The 19,966-nt window shown below is 70.2% G+C and carries 21 protein-coding genes; 10 read left to right on the top strand and 11 right to left on the bottom strand.

What is annotated here, in order from left to right; genetic code table 11:
• Positions 1–7: 7 nt before the first annotated feature.
• Entirely contained in the window at positions 8–868 is an 861-nt protein-coding gene (locus tag HDA39_RS35465) for a LysR family transcriptional regulator (protein WP_184802745.1), read from the bottom strand.
• 88 nt (positions 869–956) lie between these two features.
• On the opposite strand from HDA39_RS35465, the gene HDA39_RS35460 reads away from it, so the two are divergent.
• On the top strand, positions 957–1,910 hold the full coding sequence (locus HDA39_RS35460; RefSeq protein WP_184802743.1) for a nitrilase family protein: 954 nt from the start codon (positions 957–959) through the stop codon (positions 1,908–1,910).
• A gap of 132 nt (positions 1,911–2,042) precedes the next feature.
• Here the strand turns inward: HDA39_RS35460 and ispF are convergent, their stop codons facing one another.
• From ispF to HDA39_RS35445, 3 genes are read right to left on the bottom strand one after another with little or no spacing between them, the layout of a single operon-like run.
• A complete protein-coding gene (gene ispF / locus HDA39_RS35455; RefSeq protein WP_184802741.1) occupies positions 2,043–2,513 on the bottom strand; it encodes a 2-C-methyl-D-erythritol 2,4-cyclodiphosphate synthase in 471 nt (156 codons plus the stop codon).
• Positions 2,510–3,205, bottom strand: a complete 696-nt coding sequence (gene ispD / locus HDA39_RS35450; protein ID WP_184802739.1) for a 2-C-methyl-D-erythritol 4-phosphate cytidylyltransferase — start codon at positions 3,203–3,205, stop codon at positions 2,510–2,512. Before ispD ends, ispF begins: the two co-directional genes overlap by 4 nt.
• A 60-nt stretch (positions 3,206–3,265) precedes the next feature.
• A complete protein-coding gene (locus tag HDA39_RS35445; RefSeq protein ID WP_012918679.1) occupies positions 3,266–3,751 on the bottom strand; it encodes a CarD family transcriptional regulator in 486 nt (161 codons plus the stop codon).
• 251 nt (positions 3,752–4,002) lie between these two features.
• Between HDA39_RS35445 and HDA39_RS35440 the strand changes: the two genes are divergently transcribed.
• Entirely contained in the window at positions 4,003–4,566 is a 564-nt protein-coding gene (locus HDA39_RS35440; protein WP_184802737.1) for a copper chaperone PCu(A)C, read from the top strand.
• Positions 4,567–4,900: 334 nt separating this feature from the next.
• Here HDA39_RS35440 and HDA39_RS35435 read toward each other — a convergent pair whose 3' ends face one another.
• The 3 genes from HDA39_RS35435 to HDA39_RS35425 form a co-directional block, all read right to left on the bottom strand.
• Entirely contained in the window at positions 4,901–5,917 is a 1,017-nt protein-coding gene (locus tag HDA39_RS35435; RefSeq protein ID WP_184802735.1) for an iron-siderophore ABC transporter substrate-binding protein, read from the bottom strand.
• A gap of 72 nt (positions 5,918–5,989) precedes the next feature.
• Positions 5,990–6,667: a response regulator transcription factor gene (locus tag HDA39_RS35430; protein ID WP_077017430.1), complete on the bottom strand. Its 678-nt coding sequence runs from the start codon at positions 6,665–6,667 to the stop codon at positions 5,990–5,992.
• Positions 6,664–7,887 carry an ATP-binding protein gene (locus HDA39_RS35425; protein WP_184802733.1) on the bottom strand — a complete coding sequence of 408 codons (1,224 nt, stop codon included), beginning with the start codon at positions 7,885–7,887 and terminating at the stop codon, positions 6,664–6,666. Before HDA39_RS35425 ends, HDA39_RS35430 begins: the two co-directional genes overlap by 4 nt.
• A gap of 204 nt (positions 7,888–8,091) precedes the next feature.
• Between HDA39_RS35425 and phoU the strand changes: the two genes are divergently transcribed.
• From phoU to HDA39_RS35405, 4 genes are all read left to right on the top strand, one after another.
• Positions 8,092–8,802 carry a phosphate signaling complex protein PhoU gene (gene phoU / locus HDA39_RS35420; protein WP_184802731.1) on the top strand — a complete coding sequence of 237 codons (711 nt, stop codon included), beginning with the start codon at positions 8,092–8,094 and terminating at the stop codon, positions 8,800–8,802.
• A gap of 203 nt (positions 8,803–9,005) precedes the next feature.
• Positions 9,006–10,079: a serine hydrolase domain-containing protein gene (locus HDA39_RS35415; RefSeq protein ID WP_184802729.1), complete on the top strand. Its 1,074-nt coding sequence runs from the start codon at positions 9,006–9,008 to the stop codon at positions 10,077–10,079.
• 42 nt (positions 10,080–10,121) lie between these two features.
• Entirely contained in the window at positions 10,122–10,769 is a 648-nt protein-coding gene (locus HDA39_RS35410; protein ID WP_184802727.1) for a TetR/AcrR family transcriptional regulator, read from the top strand.
• An 11-nt stretch (positions 10,770–10,780) separates the two neighbouring features.
• Entirely contained in the window at positions 10,781–11,611 is an 831-nt protein-coding gene (locus tag HDA39_RS35405; RefSeq protein ID WP_184802725.1) for an SDR family oxidoreductase, read from the top strand.
• Positions 11,612–11,674: 63 nt separating this feature from the next.
• On the opposite strand, the gene HDA39_RS35400 is transcribed toward HDA39_RS35405, so the two are convergent.
• From HDA39_RS35400 to mshA, 3 genes are read right to left on the bottom strand one after another with little or no spacing between them, the layout of a single operon-like run.
• Entirely contained in the window at positions 11,675–12,421 is a 747-nt protein-coding gene (locus HDA39_RS35400; RefSeq protein WP_184802723.1) for a phosphoglyceromutase, read from the bottom strand.
• Positions 12,422–12,431: 10 nt separating this feature from the next.
• Positions 12,432–12,920, bottom strand: a complete 489-nt coding sequence (locus HDA39_RS35395; protein ID WP_184802721.1) for a type III secretion system chaperone family protein — start codon at positions 12,918–12,920, stop codon at positions 12,432–12,434.
• Complete coding sequence (mshA, locus tag HDA39_RS35390; RefSeq protein ID WP_184802719.1) at positions 12,917–14,209, bottom strand: D-inositol-3-phosphate glycosyltransferase; 1,293 nt, start codon at positions 14,207–14,209, stop codon at positions 12,917–12,919. Before mshA ends, HDA39_RS35395 begins: the two co-directional genes overlap by 4 nt.
• Before the next feature lie 171 nt (positions 14,210–14,380).
• On the opposite strand from mshA, the gene HDA39_RS35385 reads away from it, so the two are divergent.
• The gene (locus HDA39_RS35385; RefSeq protein ID WP_184802717.1) at positions 14,381–15,127 is read left to right on the top strand and encodes an SDR family NAD(P)-dependent oxidoreductase; all 747 of its coding nucleotides are present in this window, start codon (positions 14,381–14,383) and stop codon (positions 15,125–15,127) included.
• 58 nt (positions 15,128–15,185) lie between these two features.
• Positions 15,186–16,310 (top strand): FAD-dependent monooxygenase, encoded by a 1,125-nt coding sequence (locus HDA39_RS35380; protein WP_184802715.1) that lies wholly within the window; start codon positions 15,186–15,188, stop codon positions 16,308–16,310.
• Here HDA39_RS35380 and HDA39_RS35375 read toward each other — a convergent pair.
• Positions 16,285–16,962, bottom strand: coding sequence for a TetR/AcrR family transcriptional regulator (locus tag HDA39_RS35375; protein WP_238356225.1), 678 nt, complete (start codon positions 16,960–16,962; stop codon positions 16,285–16,287). The two genes, HDA39_RS35380 and HDA39_RS35375, sit on opposite strands and share 26 nt — an antisense overlap.
• Before the next feature lie 330 nt (positions 16,963–17,292).
• Here HDA39_RS35375 and typA point away from each other — a divergent pair, with 330 nt between their 5' ends.
• Together typA and HDA39_RS35365 are read left to right on the top strand one after the other, a co-directional pair.
• Positions 17,293–19,155, top strand: coding sequence for a translational GTPase TypA (gene typA, locus HDA39_RS35370; protein ID WP_184802713.1), 1,863 nt, complete (start codon positions 17,293–17,295; stop codon positions 19,153–19,155).
• 137 nt (positions 19,156–19,292) lie between these two features.
• Entirely contained in the window at positions 19,293–19,874 is a 582-nt protein-coding gene (locus HDA39_RS35365; protein ID WP_184802711.1) for a L,D-transpeptidase, read from the top strand.
• The last annotated feature ends 92 nt before the right edge of the window (positions 19,875–19,966 follow it).

Below are 19,966 nucleotides of genomic sequence, written 5' to 3'. Positions count from 1 at the left end.
CGCGGGCTCAGCGGACAGCTGCTGTAGCCGCGTCGACGAATCGTTCCAGTAGCACCGAGCGCTCGACCCAGGCGACACCGACCCACCAGGACGCGCTCTTGGCGCGCAGCGGGATCAGGTGCACCGGACCCGGCGCGACCTTGCCGGCACTGGCCGGTACGACGGCCGGGCCGACGCCCGCCGCGACCAGGGCCAGTACGGTCAGCAGGTCGTCGGCCTCCTGGAGTACCAACGGGCGGCAGCCCAAGTCGTCGTACAGGCGGGTGATCTGGCCGTCCAGGCCGGGCCCGCGGTGTGGTCTGAGCCGAACCAGCGGGCGGCCGTCGAGCCAGGACGCGACGTCGGCCGGCTCTGGTGTCCCGGCCGGTAGTGCGATGGCCAGCCGATCCTGCTGCAGCCTGCGACGCATGATCCCGTCCGGCACCGGCAGCCGGACGAACCCCGCCTGCAGCGTGCCGGCCAGCAACCGCTCGCACTGAACCGTCGACGGCAGGTCGTCGAGGGAGACCGAGATCCGGGGATGCCGGCCGCGGAACACCGCCACCGCCTTCGGCGCGACCTCGATCGCGGACATCCCGAACCCGACCGCCAGCGTGCCGTCCTCACCGGCAGCGACCGACTCCGCCCGCCGTTCGAACGACGCCGACCGGGCCAGCAGGTCCAGCGCGTCGGGAAGCAGGGCCTCTCCCGCTCCGGTCAGCCGGGCGCCCTGCCGGCCGCGCACGAACAGGCTCGCGCCGACCCGGCGCTCGAGCAGCTGCAACTGCTTGGTGACAGCCGGCTGACTGGTCGAGAGCTCCACCGCCGCGGCGCTGACGTTGCCCGTGCGCGCCACCGTGACGAAGGTCCGGAGCAGCCGCAGTTCCATAACCACAGGATATGGATAACTCTGTGGATATCATTGGACGGCATGCTCGAAGTGGCGGGATCCTGGCGGAAACCGCTGAGGAGAGCCCATGCTGCGTGCCGCCGTCGTCCAGTTCGAAGCCGTTCCCGACCGTCCGGACCGCAACTTGTCCACAGTCCGCCGGCTGGCGGGCGAGGCTGTGGACAACGGCGCACAGCTGGTCGTCTTCCCCGAGCTGTGCCTGCTCGGGTACTGGCACCTGCGCCGCCAACCGGTCGAGCGGCTGCGGGCACTCGCCGAGCCCCGGACCGGACCGTCGGTGACGGCCGTCAGCGCGCTGGCCCGCGAACTGGACGCCGGGATCGGGGTCGGTTTCCTGGAGTCCGACGGCGACCGGCTGTTCAACGCGTACGCCGTGTGCCTGCCGGACGGGACGGTGCACGTGCACCGCAAGCTGCACGCCTTCGAGCACGACGCGATCTCCAGCGGGGACTCGTTCACCGTGTTCGACACCCCGTGGCAGGCGAGGGTCGGGATCCTGATCTGCTGGGACAACAACCTGGTGGAGAACGTCCGGGCCACGGCGTTGCTCGGAGCAACGGTGCTGGTGGCGCCACACCAGACCGGTGGCACGAACTCGGTCAGCCCGTACGGGATGAAGCCGATCCCGCTCGCGGTGTGGGAGAACCGGGCGACGGATCCGGCGGCGGTTCTCGAGGCCTTCAACGGCGTGAGCGGCCGTGGGTGGTTGATGCGGTGGCTGCCGGCCCGGGCGCACGACAACGGGCTCTTCGTGCTGTTCAGCAACGGTGTCGGCCGGGACGACGACGAGGTCCGGACCGGCAACGCGATGGTGCTCGACCCGTACGGCCGGATCGTCGCCGAAACCCCGGTCGCGGACGAGGCGGTGGTGGTGGCCGATCTCGACCTCGACCTGGTCCCGCTCTCAACCGGCCGTCGGTGGCTGCGAGGCCGCCGTCCCGAGCTCTACGGCCTGCTCACCGAACGCCAGGGCAACGAACTCTCACCCCGCGAGGTCCGCTTCACCGCCCCCTCGACCTGATCCGGCTTTGTGCACCGGCCACCCACTTCCCGGGCGAAAATCTGACTGAGCCGTGCACAAAGCGCGGTGGGACGGGGTGCGGGGGTGCGGGCGGCGCGGGTGGCGCGGGTGGCGCGGGTGGCGCGGGTGTGGTCAGTAGATGATCGCCGTGGCGATCGCTGCGATGCCTTCGCCGCGGCCCGTCAGGCCCAGACCGTCGGTCGTGGTGGCGCTGACCGAGACCTCGGCGTCGCAGGCCGTGCTCATCGCCTTCTCGGCCTCTTCGCGGCGGGCGGCGAAGCGCGGCCGGTTGCAGATCACCTGGACGGCGACGTTGCCGATCTCGTAGCCGGCGGCGCGGACGCGGCGGGCGGCCTCGGCCATCAGCGTGGCGCCGGAGGCACCGGCCCACTCGGGCTCCGACGTACCGAAGTTGGAGCCGAGGTCGCCGATCCGGGCCGCGGACAACAACGCGTCGCAGACCGCGTGCGCGGCCACGTCGCCGTCGGAGTGCCCGTCCGGCCCCGAGGTCTCCTCGGGCCAGTGCAGCCCGGCCAGCCACATCTCGCGGCCTTCGACGACCGGGTGCACGTCGATCCCGGTGCCGACCCGTGGTGGTCTCACTGTTGGTGCCTCTCCGCCAGAATCCACTCGGCCAGCAGCAGGTCGCGCGGCCTGGTCACCTTGAACGCGTCCTCGGACCCCTCGACGGTCTGCACGGTGATCCCGAGCCGCTCGCACAGCATCGCGTCGTCCGTTGCTCCGTCCGCGTTCCCGGCATGGGCCTTGCGCAACAACTCGGGATCGAACCCCTGCGGGGTCTGTACGGCGACCAGCGCCGACCGGTCCGGCGTCTCGAGCACCTCGCCGTGCGCGCCGACCCGCTTGATCGTGTCGGTCACCGGGATCACCGGCACCACCGCCGGAGCACCACCGCGGACGGCGGCAACGACCCGCTCGATCACCGCGACCGGGACGAACGACCGGGCCGCGTCGTGCACCAGCACGCAGTCGATCCCGTCGACGGGGACCAGCTCGAGGGCGGCCCGGACCGAGTCGGCGCGCTCGGCACCGCCCGCGACGATCCGCAGGTCGGCGGCCCCGGCGTACGGGCCGAGAAGCTTGCCGACGGCATCTTCCGTGCCCGGGGGAACGGCGATCACGAAGCACGAAAGGCCGGCGGCGGTCGCTGCGGACAGTCCACGCACCGCGTGGACCAGCAGCGATTCGCCACCGACCTCTCGTAACGCCTTCGGTGCCTCACCACCGAGCCGCAACCCGAGACCGGCCGCCGGGATGATTGCCGCGGTACTCATCGAGAGACCACGCAGGGCGGTACGGTCACGGGATCCGGATCGGTTCTGACCTGGAGTAGGTCAGGAAGCGAGGACCTCGTCGAGGATGGCTTCCGCCTTGTCCTCGTTGGTGTGCTCGGCCAGCGCCAACTCGGAGACGAGGATCTGGCGTGCCTTCGCCAGCATCCGCTTCTCACCCGCGGACAGACCGCGGTCACGCTCACGGCGCCACAGGTCGCGGACGACCTCTGCCACCTTCATCACGTCACCGGAGTGCAGCTTCTCCAGGTTCGCCTTGTAACGTCGCGACCAGTTGGTCGGCTCCTCCGTGTGCGGCGCCCGCAGCACGTCGAAGACGCGCTCCAGACCAGCCTGATCCACGACGTCACGCACGCCGACGAGATCGAGGTTGCACGCGGGGACCCGGACGACCAGGTCGTTCTGAGCGACGATCCTCAAGACCAGATAGGTCTTGTCCTCACCTTTGATCTGACGGGTCTCGATGTCCTCGATGACGGCCGCACCGTGATTGGGGTAAACAACCGTCTCGCCGACTGTGAAAGTCATATGTCACGTGCCCCTTTCCAAGACCAATACTACCACGCGGTCGCTGGTCCGGCCGGGGCGTTTGCGCTGGTCAGAGGCCCATTCCCGCCTTGACAAACGCTGTCCGGCATGCCTCGCGCGCGGAATTTGGTTGCCCGGGACATCCCCCGAAGGTGGAGCCGCCGTCGAGCCGCGGGCGCCCGGTCGCTACGCTTTGCTGCGCCGGAGGCCGCAGCCTGACGGCGTCCACAGCTTGCAGGAGAGGGATTCCAGTGCCCATCACGTTGCCCCCGTCGGCTCTTCGCCGCGCAGCCGCGGCCGGCGCCACCGTCACGCTCAGCCTCGCACTGGCGGCCTGCGGCGCGAACTTCAACGCGCAGACCATGAAGCCGTACCAGCCCGCCGAGGGCACCAACGCCACCTCGGGCTCGATCGCCGTCCGTAACCTGCTGGTGCTCGCCGACGAGGACGGCAGCGGCGAGCTGCACGCCGCCGTCGTGAACACGGGCAAGACCGACGACGTCCTGGTCAGCATCGCCTCCGAGCCGGCCGCCGGCGCCCCGCAGGCCGAGGAAGGCGCCGAGCCGACCGCCCCGCCGGCCACCGTCACGGTCGGCAACGTCCGCCCGATGACACTGGCCTCGGGCGCGTCGCTCACCCTGCCGCCCGTTTCCGGCAAGCCGTTCACGGTCACCGGCGGCAAGCCCGGCGTGATGGTCACGCTGGTCCTAACCTTCGCCAAGGCAGCCCCGATCACCGCGCACGTCCCGGTGCTCACCACCGACCACTTCAGCCCCACCCCGCGCGACGACGCCCCCGAGGAAAGCCACGGCTGAGCCCGTCGGGTTGCCGGCCGGCAGACGCTCGCACCACAAGTAGTCCGCGCGACAGGTGCTCGGCACCCGGCAGCGAGCCCACTGGAGGCGGCCCGCCGGGCATTCCGCGACCGAGGCGCTCGCACCACAACTAGTTCCAGCTGACAGGTGCTCGGCGCCCGTCAGGGCAACGCGAAACGGGCCGTCCCGGCGCGGGGCGGCCCGTTCGGCGTACGGCGTCCTGTGGCCCAGGGCCGCCGTACGGCTGTGGTCCCTCCGGGCGGCGGATCGGTCGCCGGGTCCGGGTGGGACCTGGTCCGGCGGGCGCACGGTGTGCGAGCGGCCCGCGCGGAGCTCAGTTGGCGGCGGCGGCCGCCTTCGCGAGGCCGGGGACGATCTTGTCCAGCACCCACGGGACCGACAGGACGCTGACCGCGCTCATCCCGGAGATCACCTGCTGGTCGTCCATCACGTACGCCGTGCCCTTCTTCACCGACGGCAGCGCCGCGTAGACCGGATCGGCGGCGAACTTCGCCGCGCTCAGCCCGTCGACGTACGCGACCAAGACGTCGGCGTCGATGTCGGCGACCTTCTCCTTGCTGATCGGGAGCGCGAACTCCTTCTTGGTGTTGGTCTCCTCGAGCTTCTGCACGCCCGGCGCGTTCACGAAGCCCATCTCGTTCAGGATCTGCACCCGCGGGTCACCCGGCATGTAGACGTAGTTGTCCGCGCCGAACGACCCGACGCTGATCGTCTTGCCCTTGAACTCCGGGTGCTCCGAGGCCACCTTCGCGACCCGGTCCTTGATCCCGGCAACCAACTGGCCGGCCTCGGCGGACTTGCCCAGCGCCTTGCCGATCAGCGTGGTCTGGTCCTGCCAGGTGGTCTGCCACGGCGCTCCCGGGTACGCGACGGTCGGCGCGATCCCGGACAGCGTCTTGTAGACCGTCTCGTCGAACCCCTCGTACGGCGCCAGGATCACATCCGGCTTCAGCGCCGCGATCTTCTCGTACGGGTAACTGTCCGTTGCATCGAGCAACGTCGTCTTGCTCGCGTCGAACTTGTCCGCGTCCCACGCGGTGACGCCGTCCTTGGTCGGGCCGTAGGTCACCTTCGGCATCCCGACCGGCGTCTCGCCGAGCGCGTAGACGACGTCCTGGGCGTTCCAGCCGAGCGTGACGATCCGGGCCGGCTTCTCCTTGATGGTGGTCTCGCCGAAGGTGTTCTTCAACGTCACCGGGAAACCCGCGCCGGATTCACCCGACGGCGCAGCGGCCTCGTCGGCACCACTCCCGCAGGCGGTCAGCGCGGTGGCCGACAGCAACAGCGCGGCGACGGCAGCGGCGCTGCGGGTACGACGGGACCAGGACATGGCGACTCTCCTCAGCTGGACTCAACTAAGGAGAGCCTAAGCTAACCCACCGGCGGGGCGGCCGGTGGGGTCTCAGGCTTCGAACTTGTAGCCCAGCCCCCGCACCGTCACCAGGTGCGCCGGGTTGGACGGATCCTTCTCCAGCTTGGAGCGGAGCCGCTTCACGTGCACGTCCAGGGTCTTGGTGTCCCCGACGTAGTCGGCGCCCCAGATCCGGTCGATCAGCTGCCCCCGGGTGAGCACCCGGCCGGTGTTGCGCAGCAGCATCTCGAGCAGCTCGAACTCCTTCAGCGGCAGCCGGATCTCGGTCCCGGACACCGTCACCACGTGGCGCTCGACGTCCATCCGGACCGGCCCGGCCTCGAGCGTGTCGGGCAGCAGCTCGACGTCGGCACCGCGCCGCAGCACGGCCTTGATCCGCGCCAGCAGCTCACGCGGGCTGTACGGCTTGGTGACGTAGTCGTCGGCGCCCAGCTCGAGCCCGACCACCTTGTCCACCTCGGTGTCCTTGGCACTCACGATGATCACCGGCACGTTGCCCCGGGTCCGCAACGCGCGGCAGACCTCGGTACCGGACAGGCCCGGCAGCATCAGGTCGAGCAGGACGATGTCCGCGCCCGCCCTGTCGTACTCGTCCAGAGCGTCCGGGCCCGTCTCCGCGACGGCGACCTCGAACCCCTCCTTGCGCAGTACGTACGACAGCGCGTCGCTGTAGCTCTCCTCGTCTTCGACGACCAGCACTCGGGTCACGAAGCTGTCTCCTTTGCACTCTGCAGTCCTGACGGGGTCGGCGTCAGGGTGATGGCCGGTTCCTCCTGGCTGGTGGAACCGGTCGGTTGCCCGGTGGCGGGATCGAGCCGCAGCGGGAGCCGGACGGTGAAGGTGGAACCCTGTCCCTCGACGCTCCAGACCCGGACGTCGCCACCGTGGATCGAGGCGATGTGCTTGACGATCGACAGGCCGAGCCCGGTGCCGCCGGTCTCCCGGCTGCGGGCCCTGTCGACCCGGTAGAAGCGTTCGAAGATGCGTTCCAGGTCGCTGCTGGGAATGCCCACGCCCTGGTCGGAGACGGTGACCTCGACCAGGTCGCCGATCGGGTGCGCGGCGACCGCCACGCGGGTCCCGTCGGGGCTGTAGTTGACCGCGTTCTCGACCAGGTTGCCGATCGCGATCGCCAGCTGGTCCTCGCTGCCCATCACCTCGAGGTCGGGGTCGGTCTTGACGATGATGTTGATGTCGCGGTCCTCGGCGTCGACCCGGCAGCGGTCCACCGCGGCGTCGATCACGCCGTTGATGTCGACCGGGCCGGGGTTCTCCAGCGGGTCGTCGCCCTGCAGCCGGGACAGCTCGATGATCTCCTTGACCAGCCGGCTCAGCCGGGAGGCCTCGATCCGCATCCGGCCGGAGAACCGCTGGACCGCCTCCGGGTCGTCGGAGGCCTCCGAGACGGCGTCGGCGAGCAGGATCAGCGCGCCGATCGGGGTCTTCAGCTCGTGGCTGACGTTGACCGTGAAGTCGCGCCGGATCGCCTCCAGCCGGCGCTCCCTGGTCCGGTCCTCGACCAGGACCAGCACCAGCTGGCTGCCCAGCGGGGCGACCCGGGCGCTCACGTACTGGGTCGCGCCGAGCCGGCCGCGGACGATCTCCAGGTCCTGCTGCCGGATCTCGCCGTCGCGGCGGACCGCCCGGACCATAGTCAGCAGGTCCTCGACCACCAGCCGCTCGCCCCGGACGATGCCGAGCACGTGCGCGGGAGCGCTGGCCTGCAGCACCTGGTCCTCGGGGCCCATCACGACCGCGGACGAACGCAGTACGGACAGTACGGTGGCGACGCCACTGGGGACCGCGGGGTCCGGGGAGACGGGAACCTTGGTCTGGGAACGCTCGCTCAGCACCATCGCACCGAGCGAAAGCAGAGCCAGGGCCGCGCCGATGACGCCGCCCAGCACCGCAGCCAGCGTGGGGTCCACGTCATCGATGCTACGCGGGGAAAGCACAGGCAAAGACCGAATGAGCACCGGATGACCGGAACGCGTCCTAACTGTTCATCACGCGTTCACCACTCGTCGCCGTCCGGCAACCTCGGCGGCATACGGTCCCTCGTGGGCGGGTACTGGACCGTGCCCGCGCCCCTTCCGGCCCGGATCGGCCGGACAGCACAGATCGGATGCAGAATGCGCGACACCTACCACGAACAGCTCGACGACATCCTCGCCGAGCTCGAGCGGATGACCAGGACGGTGTCCACCGCTGTCCGGCGCTCGACCGCGGCCCTGCTGAGCGCCGACATCCGGCAGGCCGAAGAAGTGATCGCCGCCGACATCCAGCTGGACGCGGCCGGCGAGGGCGTCGAGGAGAAGGTCTTCGAGCTGATGGCCCGCCAGGCCCCGGTCGCCAACGAGCTGCGGATGCTGGTCGCCGCGCTGCGGATGGTCGCCGACCTGGAGCGGATGGGCGACCTGGCCGCGCACGTCTCCAAGATCGCCCGGCTGCGCTACCCCGCGGCCGCGATCCCGGCCGACCTGCACAGCGCGATCGAGGAGATGTCCGGTGTCGCCGGCAAGATGGTCGACGCCGCCGGTGACGTGATCAAGTCCCACGACGTCACCGCGGCCGGCAAGCTCGAGGCCACCGACGACGAGATGGACCAGCTGCGGACCAACCAGTTCCGCCTGATGATGGACGACTCCTGGCCGCACGGCGTCGAGGTCGCCGTCGACATCGCCCTGCTCGGCCGGTACTACGAGCGGATCGCCGACCACGCCGTCTCGATGGCCCGCCGCGTCGTCTACCTGGTCACCGGCGAGCTCCCGGTCGCCGTCGGCGGCACCGCCGCCGGTTCGGGCGCGGGCGCCTCGGCCCCGTCCCCGAACGGCAACAACTGACGCAGTCACCCACGGGTGGTCGCAGGCGGTTCACTCCGCCCGCGACCACCCGTTCGTCATGGGCAGGCCGTCCGTCCCCGGAACCTGTCCGGCTGCGGCGCATGGCCCGCAGAGTGAACGCGCGGGCCCTCGCCGGCTGATGTCAGGGCCCGTGTCAGGACGGCGGCGGCTCGGTGTCAGCGCGGCTGGCCAGAGTTGCGGTCATGAACACTTCATCGATCACCACTGACCTGCAGCAGGCCATCCAGGCTTTCGTCGACACCGGGTTCGCCGGCCTCCAGCTCCGCGTCAACGACCAGCACGGCGAGTGGGTCGGCAGCGCCGGCGTACGGAAGCTCGGTGAGACCGCGCCGCCGTCCACCGACGGGTCGTTCTGGGTCGGCAGCGTCACCAAGACCTTCACCGCGACCCTGGTCCTGCAGTTGGTGGCCGAGGGCAAGCTCACGCTGGACGACTCGGTCGCCGATCATCTGCCCGACCTCGGGCTGGACGAGCGGATCACCGTACGGATGCTGCTGAACCACACCAGCGGGCTGTTCAACTACACCGGCGAGTACTACCCCGACGGCACCGTCGTACCGGGCATTCCCGCGACCGGCAAGGACTGGGTCGACAACCGCTTCCTCAGCTACCAGCCGATCGAGCTGGTCCGGCTGGCCCTGGCCAAGCCGTCCCGCTTCGAGCCCGGCACGGACTGGAGCTACTCCAACACCAACTACACGCTGGCCGTCCTCCTGATCGAGCAGCTCACCAGCACCTCGTACGCCGAAACGCTGGACCGCCTGATCGCGCAGCCCCTCGGCCTGACGGGCACCGCCGTACCAGGTGACCTCACCGACCTCCCCGGCGAGCACGCCCACGGCTACTACCGCTACCAGGACGGCGACGACTGGAAGGTCGAGGACGTCACCCGCCAGAACCTCTCGCTCCTGGCCGGCGCCGGCGACCTGCTCTCCACCACCCGGGACCTGCACGTCTTCTTCTCCGCCCTCAACAGCGGCCGCCTGATCCCCACGGACCTGCTCACCGAGATGCGTGCCGGCGTCGGTCCCATCGACTACGGCCTCGGCCTCTTCGTCCAGGACCTCGGCCCCGCCGGCACCGTCTACCACCACAACGGCAGCGCCCCCGGCGGCTTCGGCGCCCTCATGTACAGCTCCCCCGACGGCACCCGCACGATGACCGCCTCCATCACCATGGGCGACGCGGACGTAGACCCCGCCCAGGTCTTCCCCGCCGCCCTGGCCGCCCTCCTGAACGAGGTCTTCACCGCATAACTACCCTTGAAGTAAAATTACCTGCATGGTAATTTTGCCTGCATGGTAGAAACGATGCCGCGGCAGCAGCGGAAGAAGGAGCGGACCCGGGAGCTGATCCGGGACACCGCGCTGGAGCTGTTCGCCGCGCAGGGCTTCCGGGACACGACGATCAGCGCGATCGCCGAGCGGGCGGACGTGGCGGTGCGGACGGTCACGCTGCACTTCCCCGCCAAGGAGGACCTGCTTTTCGCCGACGACCCGTTCAGCTTCGCGTCGTTGACCGACTGGCTGGCCGCGAAGCCCGCCGGTACGCCGACGCTCGACGCGTTGCGGGACTGGATGGCGACGACGATGCGCGACCTCGACGCCACGGGCGCGTCGGCCGAGGTCTGGCGCCGGCGAGGGCTGCGGTCGCAGCTGATCGTCGCCGACGAAGACCTGCGCGGCCGGGCGCGCGCGGCGTACTACCGGTACGAGCAGGTGATCGCCGCCGGCGTCGCCGCGGACCTCGGCCTTGCCGCCGACGCGCTCGCACCCCGGCTGGCCGGGATCACCGTGATCACCGGCCTGCGCGAGCTGTACGAAACGGCCGAAGCGCAACCCACGGGCGGCCGCGGCAATGCGGCCTCCGACCCCGAGCAGCTGCTCGCGCTGGTCGACCGGGTGCTCGACTACGCCCGCGCCGGCCTCGAACGCCTCACCGCCTGAAGGAGATCCTCATGAGCAAGACCTGGTTCATCACCGGTACGTCGTCCGGCTTCGGCCGGCGGATGACCGAGAAGCTGCTGGCCCGCGGCGACACCGTCGTCGCGACGCTGCGCCGTACCGGCGCCCTCGACGACCTGCGGACGCAGTACGCCGGCCGCCTGGACGTCGTCGAGCTGGACGTCACCGACTCGACCGCCGTACGCCGGACCGTCGACGCCGCCTTCGCCGCGCACGAGCGCATCGACGTCGTGGTCAGCAACGCCGGCTACGGCCTCTTCGGCGCCGCCGAGGAACTCACCGACGAACAGATCCGCCTCCAGATCGACACCAACCTGATCGGCTCGATGCAACTGATCCGCGCGGCCCTGCCGCACCTCCGCGCGCAAGGCGGCGGCCGGATCGTCCAGGTCGCCTCCGAAGGCGGCCAGTACGCGTACCCCGGCTTCGGCGCCTACCACGCCACCAAGTGGGGCATCGAAGGCTTCGTCGAGGCCGTCGCCCAGGAGGTCGCCGGCTTCGGCATCACCCTCACCCTCGCCGAACCAGGCCCCGCCGCCACCGACTTCGGCGCCGCCCTGGCCGTCGCCACCCCGCTCGACGCCTACGCCACGACCCCCGTGGCCCAGGTCCGCCAAGGCATGACCGACGGCACCTTCGAACTCCGCGGCGACCCCGACAAGTTCACCCAGTCCATGATCGACGCCGCTGACCAGACCCCGGCCCCGCGCCGCATCACCCTCGGCAGCGACGCCTACCACCACATCCACGCCGCCCTCCAGTCCCGCCTGGACGACCTGGAGAACCAGAAAGACCTCGCCTACGCCGGCGACCTCGCCAACTGATGGCGTACCTGACCGCAGGCGGCCTGGATCCTCCCGCCTGCGGTCAACTGCTTCTGACCCGAACTACCGGCCCTGGTTCTTCACGGCCTCGATGGCTGCCGCGGCGGCGGCCGGGTCGAGGTACTCGCCGCCCTTGGTGACCGGGTTGAAGTCGTCGTCGAGCTCGTAGTACAGCGGGACGCCGGTCGGGATGTTGAGACCCACGATGGTCTGCTCGTCGAGCTGGTCCAGGTGCTTGACCAGGGCGCGGAGCGAGTTGCCGTGGGCGGTGACCAGGACGGTCTTGCCGGCGCGGAGGTCGGGGACGATGGCGTCGTACCAGTACGGGAGCATCCGCTCGACGACGTCCTTGAGGCACTCGGTGGCCGGGAGGAGCTCGCTCGGGAGGGCGGCGTAGCGGGGGTCGCCGGCCTGGTCGTACTCCGAGCCGCGCTCGATCGGCGGCGGCGGGGTGTCGTAGGAGCGGCGGAACAGCATGAACTGCTCCTCGCCGAGCTCCTCCAGGGTCTGCTTCTTGTCCTTGCCCTGCAGACCGCCGTAGTGGCGCTCGTTCAGGCGCCAGGAGCGGCGGACGTCGATCCACTGCCGCCCGGCCTCCTCGAGCGCGATGGTCGCGGTGCGGATCGCGCGGCGCAGGACCGAGGTGTGCAGTACGTCGGGCAGCAGGCCGCGCTCGAGCAGCAGCTGGCCGCCGCGGTGAGCCTCCTCGACCCCCTGGGCGTTCAGGTCGACGTCGACCCACCCGGTGAACAGGTTCTTGGCGTTCCAGTCGCTGTGGCCGTGGCGGAGCAGGATCAGGCGATAGGTCATACCCCGCATGCTATCGAGGCTCGAGCCAGCCCTTGAACGCGTCCAGGTTCCGGGTCGACTCACCGCGCGAGATCCGCCAGTCGTACTCACGCCGGATCGACGTCGCGAAGCCCAGTTCCAGGATCGTGTTGAACGACGAGTCGGCGTACTCCAGGACGGCGCCCAGCAGCCGGTCCACCTCGGCCGGCGTGATCGCGTGCAGCGGAACGCGGCCGTCCAGATGGATGTCGCCGTGGTGGTCGATGGCGAACGCGACGCCGTACATCTTCAGGTTCCGCTCCAGCAGCCACCGGTACACGGCCTCGTGGTTCTCGTCCGGCCGCCGGGCGACGAAGGCGTGCACGTGCACCGCCTGGGCCCCGACCGTCAGCGAGACGCCCGTCTTCAGCTTCCGCTCCCCCGGCAGGTCCGCCGCAAAAGCTCCCGGCGCCGACTCGGTGAACTCGAGCTCGTTCTCGGTCAGCACCTGACGGATCACGTCCGCGGCGGAAACCCTCATCCGGCCACCTCCGCCGCCAGTTCGGCGGCCATCGTCTGCGCGGCCGTCCGGTACGCGGCCAGCGTCTTCTCCGCGGTCTGTTCCCAGCCGAACGCCCGGGCATGCTCGACCGCGGCCTTGCTCATGCTCTCGCGGGCGGCCGGATCCGTCGCGATCCGCGCCAGCGCGTCGGCGAACTCGCCGACCCCGTGGCCCGGCACCAGCAGCCCGGTCACGCCGTCACGGACGGCGGTCGTCAGCCCGCCGACCGAGGCCGCGACCACCGGCGTACCGCAGGCCTGGGCCTCCAGCGCGACCAGCCCGAACGACTCCGAGTACGACGGTACGCAGACCACCGAGGCCGCCCGGTACCAGTCGGCCAGCCCCGCCCGCGCCATCGGCTTCACGAACCGGGTCACGTCGTCGACGCCGAGCCGCCGCGCCAACTCGGCGTGCGCCTCGGGATGCTCCATCCCGTTGCCCGACGGCCCGCCGATGATCGCGACGACCAGCCGCTCGCGCAGCGCCGGATCGCGGTCGAGCATCCGCGCGGCCGCCCGGATCAGCAGGTCCGGCGCCTTCAACGGCTGGATCCGCCCGACGAACGCGAGCACGATCGCGTCCTCCCGCACTCCGACGGTACGCCGGGCCGCCGCCTGGTCGCCCGGGCTGAACATCTCCAGGTCGACACCGGGACAGACCACCTCGACCTTGGCCGGCTGCGCGCCGTACAGGCCGATCAGTTCCTTCGCCTCGTCGTCGGTGTTCGCGAGCAGCCGGTCGGCCGCCTCGACCACCTGTTCCTCGCCGAGCAGCCGGGCGGGCGGTTCGGGGACGTCGTCCTCGGCGAGGCTGGCGTTCTTCACCTTCGCCATCGTGTGCATGGTGTGGACGAGCGGGACGGCCCAGCGGTCGCGGGCGAGCAGGCCGACCTGGCCGGACAGCCAGTAGTGGGAGTGGATGACGTCGTAGTAGCCCGGCTCGCGGATCGCCTCGGCGCGCAGGACCGCGCGGGCGAACGTGCACAGCTGGGCGGGGAGCTCGTTCTTCGCCAGCCCCTCGTACGGGCCGGCCGCGACGTTGCGGACCGTGACGCCCGGGCCGAGCTCGACCTTCGCGGGCAGGGCCGACGAGGTCGCGCGGGTGAAGATGTCGACGGCGATGCCGAGCCCGGCCAGCCGTTTGGACAGTTCCACCACGTAGACGTTCATGCCGCCCGCGTCCCCCGTCCCCGGCTGGTCCAGCGGCGACGTGTGCAGGCTGATCATCGCGACCCGCCGAAGTGGACGGTCGGCGGAGGGTTCGGTCACGTCGCCAGCGTAAACCCGGGCGGACCTGCACCACTCACCAACCGCGAGCCCTCCTGGCGGTCCCCGCGTGGAACGTCACCGACGCGTCATGGGACAGCGGGTTGGTGAGTGGTGCAGGTCCGCAATGAGACGCGATGTCGAGTGGCCGGCGGGGTTTGAAAGACTGCGGCTATGACGAATCGCCCTGTAGCCGTGGTGACCGGAGCCAGCAGTGGGATCGGGGCCGCGACCGCGCGGCACCTCGCGGAGGCCGGGTTCGAGGTGGTCTGCGCGGCCCGCCGGCTGGACCGGGTCGAGGCGCTGGCCAAGGAGATCGGCGGTCGCGCGGTGCAGTGCGACGTGACGTCGGCCGAGGACGTCGCGGCGCTGACCGCGGCGGCCGGCGAGCGGGTCGACCTGCTGGTGAACAACGCCGGTGGCGCATTCGGCGCCGAGCCGGTCGCCGACGCGGATCTGGACGCCTGGCGGCGGATGTTCGAGGTGAACGTGATCGGCGTCGCCGCGGTCACCAAGTCGTTGCTCCCGGCCCTGATCGCGAGCGAGGGCACGATCGTCGTGATGGGCTCGACGGCCGGCCAGGTCGCCTACGAGAACGGCGGCGGGTACGTCGCCGCCAAGCACGCGGTGAAGGCCGTCGTCGACACGCTCCGGCTCGAGCTGTTCGACCAGCCGGTCCGGGTCTGCGAGATCGCGCCCGGGATGGTGAAGTCCGAGGGCTTCGCGCTGACCCGGTTCGAGGGCGACCAGGCGAAGGCCGCCGCCGTGTACGCCGGGGTCGCGGAGCCGCTCACCTCCGACGACATCGCCGAGATCGTCACCTGGGTCGCGTCCCGTCCGCCGCACGTCAACATCGACCGCCTCACGGTCCGCCCGCGCGCCCAGGCGGCGCAGCACAAGGTGCACCGGGTCCAGGAGTAGTCCCGAATACGCCGTACGGCGGACGCGGCCGCCCCCTTGGGCTCCTATCGTCGGGGCCATGACAGCGATCGTGATCGGCGGCGGCATCGCCGGGCTCGCCGCGGCGGCCTCGTTGACGAGGTCCGGGTGGCGCGTCCGGGTGCTGGAGAGCGCCCCGGAACTGGGTGAGGTCGGCGCCGGCCTCGCCGTCACCGTCAACGGCGCGCGGGCGCTCGAGTCGATCGGCGCGCTCGACGCCGTCCGTCGTACCGGCGCCGCGGTCCGTCCGGCGGGGACCCGGCGCGCGGACGGGAAATGGTTGCTGAGGGCACCTGATGGCGCCGGTAGCCAGATGGTCGGTATCCACCGGCAACGCCTGCACCAGGCGCTGGCCGAGGCCGCTTCGGCGGCCGAGCTGACGACGGGCGCCCGCGTCACCGGCGTTGTCCCCGGCGCAGCCGGCGGAGAGCCGGCCCACGTGACCTGGGAATCCTCCGACGGCACCCACGAGGCTTCGGCAGACCTGGTCGTCGGCGCCGATGGCCTCCGCAGCGTCACCCGCCAGCAGCTCTTTCCCAGCAGCCGATTGACGTACAGCGGCTACTCGAGCTGGCGCGCTGTCGTCGACAGCCCCACGGACGACCGCTTCGCGATGGTGTGGGGCCCGCGCGCCGAGTTCGGCTCGCTCGCGATCGGTGCCGGGCAGACCTACTGGTACGGCTACGTCGCCCTGCCGGCCGGGCATCGCTTCCCTGACGAGCTGCAGGCAGCGCGCGAGTACTTCGCCTCCTGGGCTCCCGACATCCGCGCCCTGACGGAGTCGACGGAACAAGTGATCCGCCACGACGTGTGGACCCTCGAGAAGCCCTTGCCCCGGTACGTCGAGGGCCGCGTCGTCCTGATCGGCGACGCCGCCCATCCGATGCTCCCGACCCTCGGCCAGGGAGCCAACTCCGCGCTGGAGGACGGCGCCTCGCTGGGCGCTCTCGACCTGGCGCAGTACCAGGCACAGCGGTACGGGCGGACAGAACAGCTGGTCAGGCGGTCGGCGCAGATGGCGAAGGTCGGCGCCCACCTCGGCCGCGGCCAGCGGTTGCGCAACGCGTTGCTGCAACTGACTCCACCGAACGCCGCTCAACGCAACGGCAGCAAGCTCTTCGAGAGCTGGACCCCGCCGGTCAGGGTTTCGCGCGAAGCCGGTTGACCGCCGGCGAGACCACCGGCAGCGGTTCCTTCGGCTCCGGGAGGCCGTAGCCGGCGTACAGACGCCGCCGGATGGGCTCCAAGGGGAAGGTCTCCGGGTAGATCGCGAGCTTGACCGTCACGCCCTCGAGCGTTGCCCTGAGCAACATTTCCTCGACCGCCGGGTCCTCGGCCCCGCGGGCGGCGAAGACGGCCCGGATGGCGTCCTCGACCAGCGCCATCCGGTCGGACTTCTCGGTCTCGACCTCGGCGAAGACACCGTGAGTGCTGGGCTGCATCATCAGCGAGATGGCCAGGCGCTGCACCGGCAGCGTCATCGCCGCGGCCATCAGCGCGCCGTCGATCATCCCGGCCAGCCGTTCGTCCGGCGTACCGGGAATCTCCAGGATGCCGGCGATGCCGTCCAGCCAGCGGTCGAGCAACTGCGCGGCCAGGTCGCGCTTGGAGGCGAAGTAGTAGCCGACCAGCCCGCGGGAGACCCCGGCCCGGGCCGTCACGTCGCTGATCGAGGCCGCCTCGTAGCCCTTCTCGGCGAACACCTCCAGAGCAGCGCTCAGGATGCGCTCCCGCGAGCGCTCCCGCAACTGCTGGTTGGTGGCGACCGACCGCGGCACCGTCCTTCTTCCCTTGGTCAGGCCCCGGAGGCCGAGCAACCCCCCACCTCGTGCTCGGCACTCCCGGGCTGTGACCCCCCGTTGCACCCCTCCACAAAGGCCCCTCCCCAGGCGCCCGATTCATAGACTGGACGTCCAGTCAACAAATGTCAAAGGCTCAACCGCATGCCGGACACGCAGCGTCACCGGCCGCGGCGGCCGGTTTCTCCGGCACGTGGCTTCACCGGTAGGATGAGATGGCTGCGCAGTGCGTCGATCAGTAAGTCGAGTGGCATCCCGAGCGACACCACACCCGCCGTAGCCACCGCCTGACTCTCAGTAACCACTGCCGGTCTCATTTGCTAGTCCAACTGCTTGGAGCGCTTCCGCATGCCCCTCCGTAATGACCTGCGCAACGTGGCCATCGTGGCCCACGTCGACCACGGGAAGACCACCCTCGTCGACGCGATGCTGTGGCAGTCCGGTGCCTTCGGAGCCCACCAGCACGTCGACGAGCGAGCGATGGACTCGGGCGACCTGGAGCGTGAGAAGGGCATCACGATCCTGGCCAAGAACACCGCCGTCCGGCACAAGATGGCCAGCGGCGAGCAGATGACGCTGAACATCATCGACACCCCCGGCCACGCCGACTTCGGTGGTGAGGTCGAGCGCGGCCTGTCGATGGTCGACGCGATCGTGCTGCTGGTGGACGCCTCCGAGGGCCCGCTGCCGCAGACCCGCTTCGTCCTGCGCAAGGCACTGGCACGCAACATGCCGGTGATCCTGGTGGTGAACAAGGTGGACCGGCCGGACGCCCGGATCGCCGAGGTCGTCGACGAGACCTACGAGCTGTTCCTGGACCTGCTCGACCACGACGCCGACCAGAGCGCGCTCGACTTCCCGGTGGTGTACGCCTCGGCCCGCGCCGGCCGCGCCTCGCTGAACCAGCCGGCCGACGGCGGCCTGCCGGATTCGGAGGACCTCGAGCCGCTGTTCGAGACGATCCTCGCGAACGTCCCCGCCCCGGAGTACACCGAGGGCGCGCCGCTGCAGGCGCACGTCACCAACCTGGACGCCTCGCCGTTCCTCGGCCGGCTCGCGCTGGTCCGGGTGCACGAGGGCACGCTGAAGAAGGGCTCCCAGGTCGCCTGGTGCCGCCACGACGGCTCGATCCAGAAGGTGAAGATCACCGAGCTGCTGATCACCGAGGCGCTCGAGCGCGTCCCCGGCGACTCGGCCGGACCGGGCGACATCGTCGCGATCGCGGGCATCCCGGAGATCATGATCGGCGACACCCTGACCGACCCGGAGAACCCGAAGCCGCTGCCGCTGATCACGGTCGACGAGCCGGCCATCTCGATGACGATCGGGACCAACACCTCGCCGCTGGCCGGCCGGGTCAAGGGCACCAAGGTCACCGCCCGCCTGGTCAAGGACCGGCTGGACCGCGAGCTGATCGGCAACGTGTCGCTCAAGGTGCTGCCGACCGAGCGTCCCGACACCTGGGAGGTGCAGGGCCGTGGTGAGCTGGCGCTGGCCATCCTGGTCGAGCAGATGCGCCGCGAGGGCTACGAGCTGACCGTCGGCAAGCCGCAGGTGGTCACCCGCGAGATCAACGGCAAGCGGCACGAGCCGGTCGAGCGGCTGACGATCGACTGCCCGGAGGAGTACCTCGGGACGGTCACCCAGCTGCTCGCGGTCCGCAAGGGCCGGATGGAGCAGATGACCAACCACGGCACCGGCTGGGTCCGGATGGAGTTCCTGGTCCCGGCGCGTGGCCTGATCGGCTTCCGGACCGAGTTCCTCACCGACACCCGCGGGACCGGGATCGCGCACCACGTGTTCGAGGGCTACGAGCCGTGGTTCGGCGAGCTGCGCACGCGCCCGTCGGGCTCGCTGGTCTCCGACCGCACCGGCGTCACCACGTCGTACGCGATGGTGAACCTGCAGGAGCGCGGCACGATGTTCTGCGAGCCCGGCACCGACGTGTACGAGGGCATGGTGATCGGCGAGAACTCGCGCGCCGACGACATGGACGTGAACATCACCCGTGAGAAGAAGATGACCAACGTCCGGTCGAACGCGGACGAGTTCGAGAAGCTGGTCCCGGCCCGCAAGCTCTCGCTGGAGCAGTCGCTGGAGTTCTGCCGCGAGGACGAGTGCGTCGAGGTGACCCCGGACGCGATCCGGATCCGCAAGGTCGCGCTGACCCAGGTCGAGCGCGCGAAGCTGGGCCGCAAGAACAAGGCCTGATCAGCAGCGGTTCACCGGCTGGTCGCGATCCACGGGGGAAAATTACCGGATCGTGACCAACCGGAGTGGCTGCTTCGTCGTCTACACGTACGGCACCATCATTCAGGGGCACTCAGTTGGGGGAAGGACAAGGATTCATGGGGATTCTGCGTAAGCTCGGCGCCACCACGACGGCCGTCGCGATGCTGGGGGTCGGCGTGTTCGCCGCCACCGGTTCGGCAGGGGCCGCTCCGGCGGCCAAGCCGGCGACCACGGCCAAAGCTGTTGTAGTGCAGGCGGCGGCGCCGGCTGCGAAGAAACCGGCCAAACCGGCCGGGAAGTTCGTGCTCGTCCCCGGCAAGCTGCGCCTCGACAAGCGCTGCATGACCGGCCGCATCATCTGCGTCAACAAGAAGACCCGCAAGGTCGCGTTCCTGTACAACGGGAAGCTGCTGGCCACCGGTGACGCCCGCTTCGGCGCACCGCGGACGCCGACCCGCAACGGCTTCTTCAAGCTGCAGCGCAAGTCCAAGAACCACGTCTCGTCGATCTACAAGTCGCCGATGCCGTACGCGATGTTCTTCAGCGGCGGCCAGGCGATCCACTACTCGTCGGACTTCAAGGCCCGTGGCTACAACGGCGCCTCGCACGGCTGCATCAACATGCGCGACAAGAACAAGATCGCCTGGATCTTCAACCGGGTGAAGGTCGGCGACCGCATCCTGGTCTACAGCGCCTGATCGACAGCACTTCCGTACGGCGGCCGAGGACACTCCTCGGCCGCCGTTGCTGTTGTGGGGCGGTGACCGCGCTGTGTGCGACAGGTCACGAG

Origin of the sequence: Kribbella italica, assembly GCF_014205135.1 — a bacterium.
Classification (GTDB): Bacteria; Actinomycetota; Actinomycetes; order Propionibacteriales; family Kribbellaceae; genus Kribbella; species Kribbella italica.
The sequence above is the reverse complement of the archived record's forward strand: the minus strand, read 5'-3'. Positions and strand labels throughout refer to the sequence as shown.

What these genes read in the sequence shown, in the direction of transcription:
- HDA39_RS35435 (WP_184802735.1), bottom strand. Translation starts at nt 5,917, where the DNA reads ATGTCCTGGTCCCGTCGTACCCGCAGCGCCGCTGCCGTCGCCGCGCTG.
- HDA39_RS35385 (WP_184802717.1), top strand. Translation starts at nt 14,381, where the DNA reads ATGACGAATCGCCCTGTAGCCGTGGTGACCGGAGCCAGCAGTGGGATC.
- ispD (WP_184802739.1), bottom strand. Translation starts at nt 3,205, where the DNA reads ATGAGTACCGCGGCAATCATCCCGGCGGCCGGTCTCGGGTTGCGGCTC.
- HDA39_RS35410 (WP_184802727.1), top strand. Translation starts at nt 10,122, where the DNA reads ATGGTAGAAACGATGCCGCGGCAGCAGCGGAAGAAGGAGCGGACCCGG.
- HDA39_RS35445 (WP_012918679.1), bottom strand. Translation starts at nt 3,751, where the DNA reads ATGACTTTCACAGTCGGCGAGACGGTTGTTTACCCCAATCACGGTGCG.
- HDA39_RS35400 (WP_184802723.1), bottom strand. Translation starts at nt 12,421, where the DNA reads ATGACCTATCGCCTGATCCTGCTCCGCCACGGCCACAGCGACTGGAAC.
- HDA39_RS35395 (WP_184802721.1), bottom strand. Translation starts at nt 12,920, where the DNA reads ATGAGGGTTTCCGCCGCGGACGTGATCCGTCAGGTGCTGACCGAGAAC.
- HDA39_RS35405 (WP_184802725.1), top strand. Translation starts at nt 10,781, where the DNA reads ATGAGCAAGACCTGGTTCATCACCGGTACGTCGTCCGGCTTCGGCCGG.
- phoU (WP_184802731.1), top strand. Translation starts at nt 8,092, where the DNA reads ATGCGCGACACCTACCACGAACAGCTCGACGACATCCTCGCCGAGCTC.
- HDA39_RS35365 (WP_184802711.1), top strand. Translation starts at nt 19,293, where the DNA reads ATGGGGATTCTGCGTAAGCTCGGCGCCACCACGACGGCCGTCGCGATG.
- HDA39_RS35415 (WP_184802729.1), top strand. Translation starts at nt 9,006, where the DNA reads ATGAACACTTCATCGATCACCACTGACCTGCAGCAGGCCATCCAGGCT.
- HDA39_RS35380 (WP_184802715.1), top strand. Translation starts at nt 15,186, where the DNA reads ATGACAGCGATCGTGATCGGCGGCGGCATCGCCGGGCTCGCCGCGGCG.
- typA (WP_184802713.1), top strand. Translation starts at nt 17,293, where the DNA reads ATGCCCCTCCGTAATGACCTGCGCAACGTGGCCATCGTGGCCCACGTC.
- HDA39_RS35465 (WP_184802745.1), bottom strand. Translation starts at nt 868, where the DNA reads ATGGAACTGCGGCTGCTCCGGACCTTCGTCACGGTGGCGCGCACGGGC.
- HDA39_RS35460 (WP_184802743.1), top strand. Translation starts at nt 957, where the DNA reads ATGCTGCGTGCCGCCGTCGTCCAGTTCGAAGCCGTTCCCGACCGTCCG.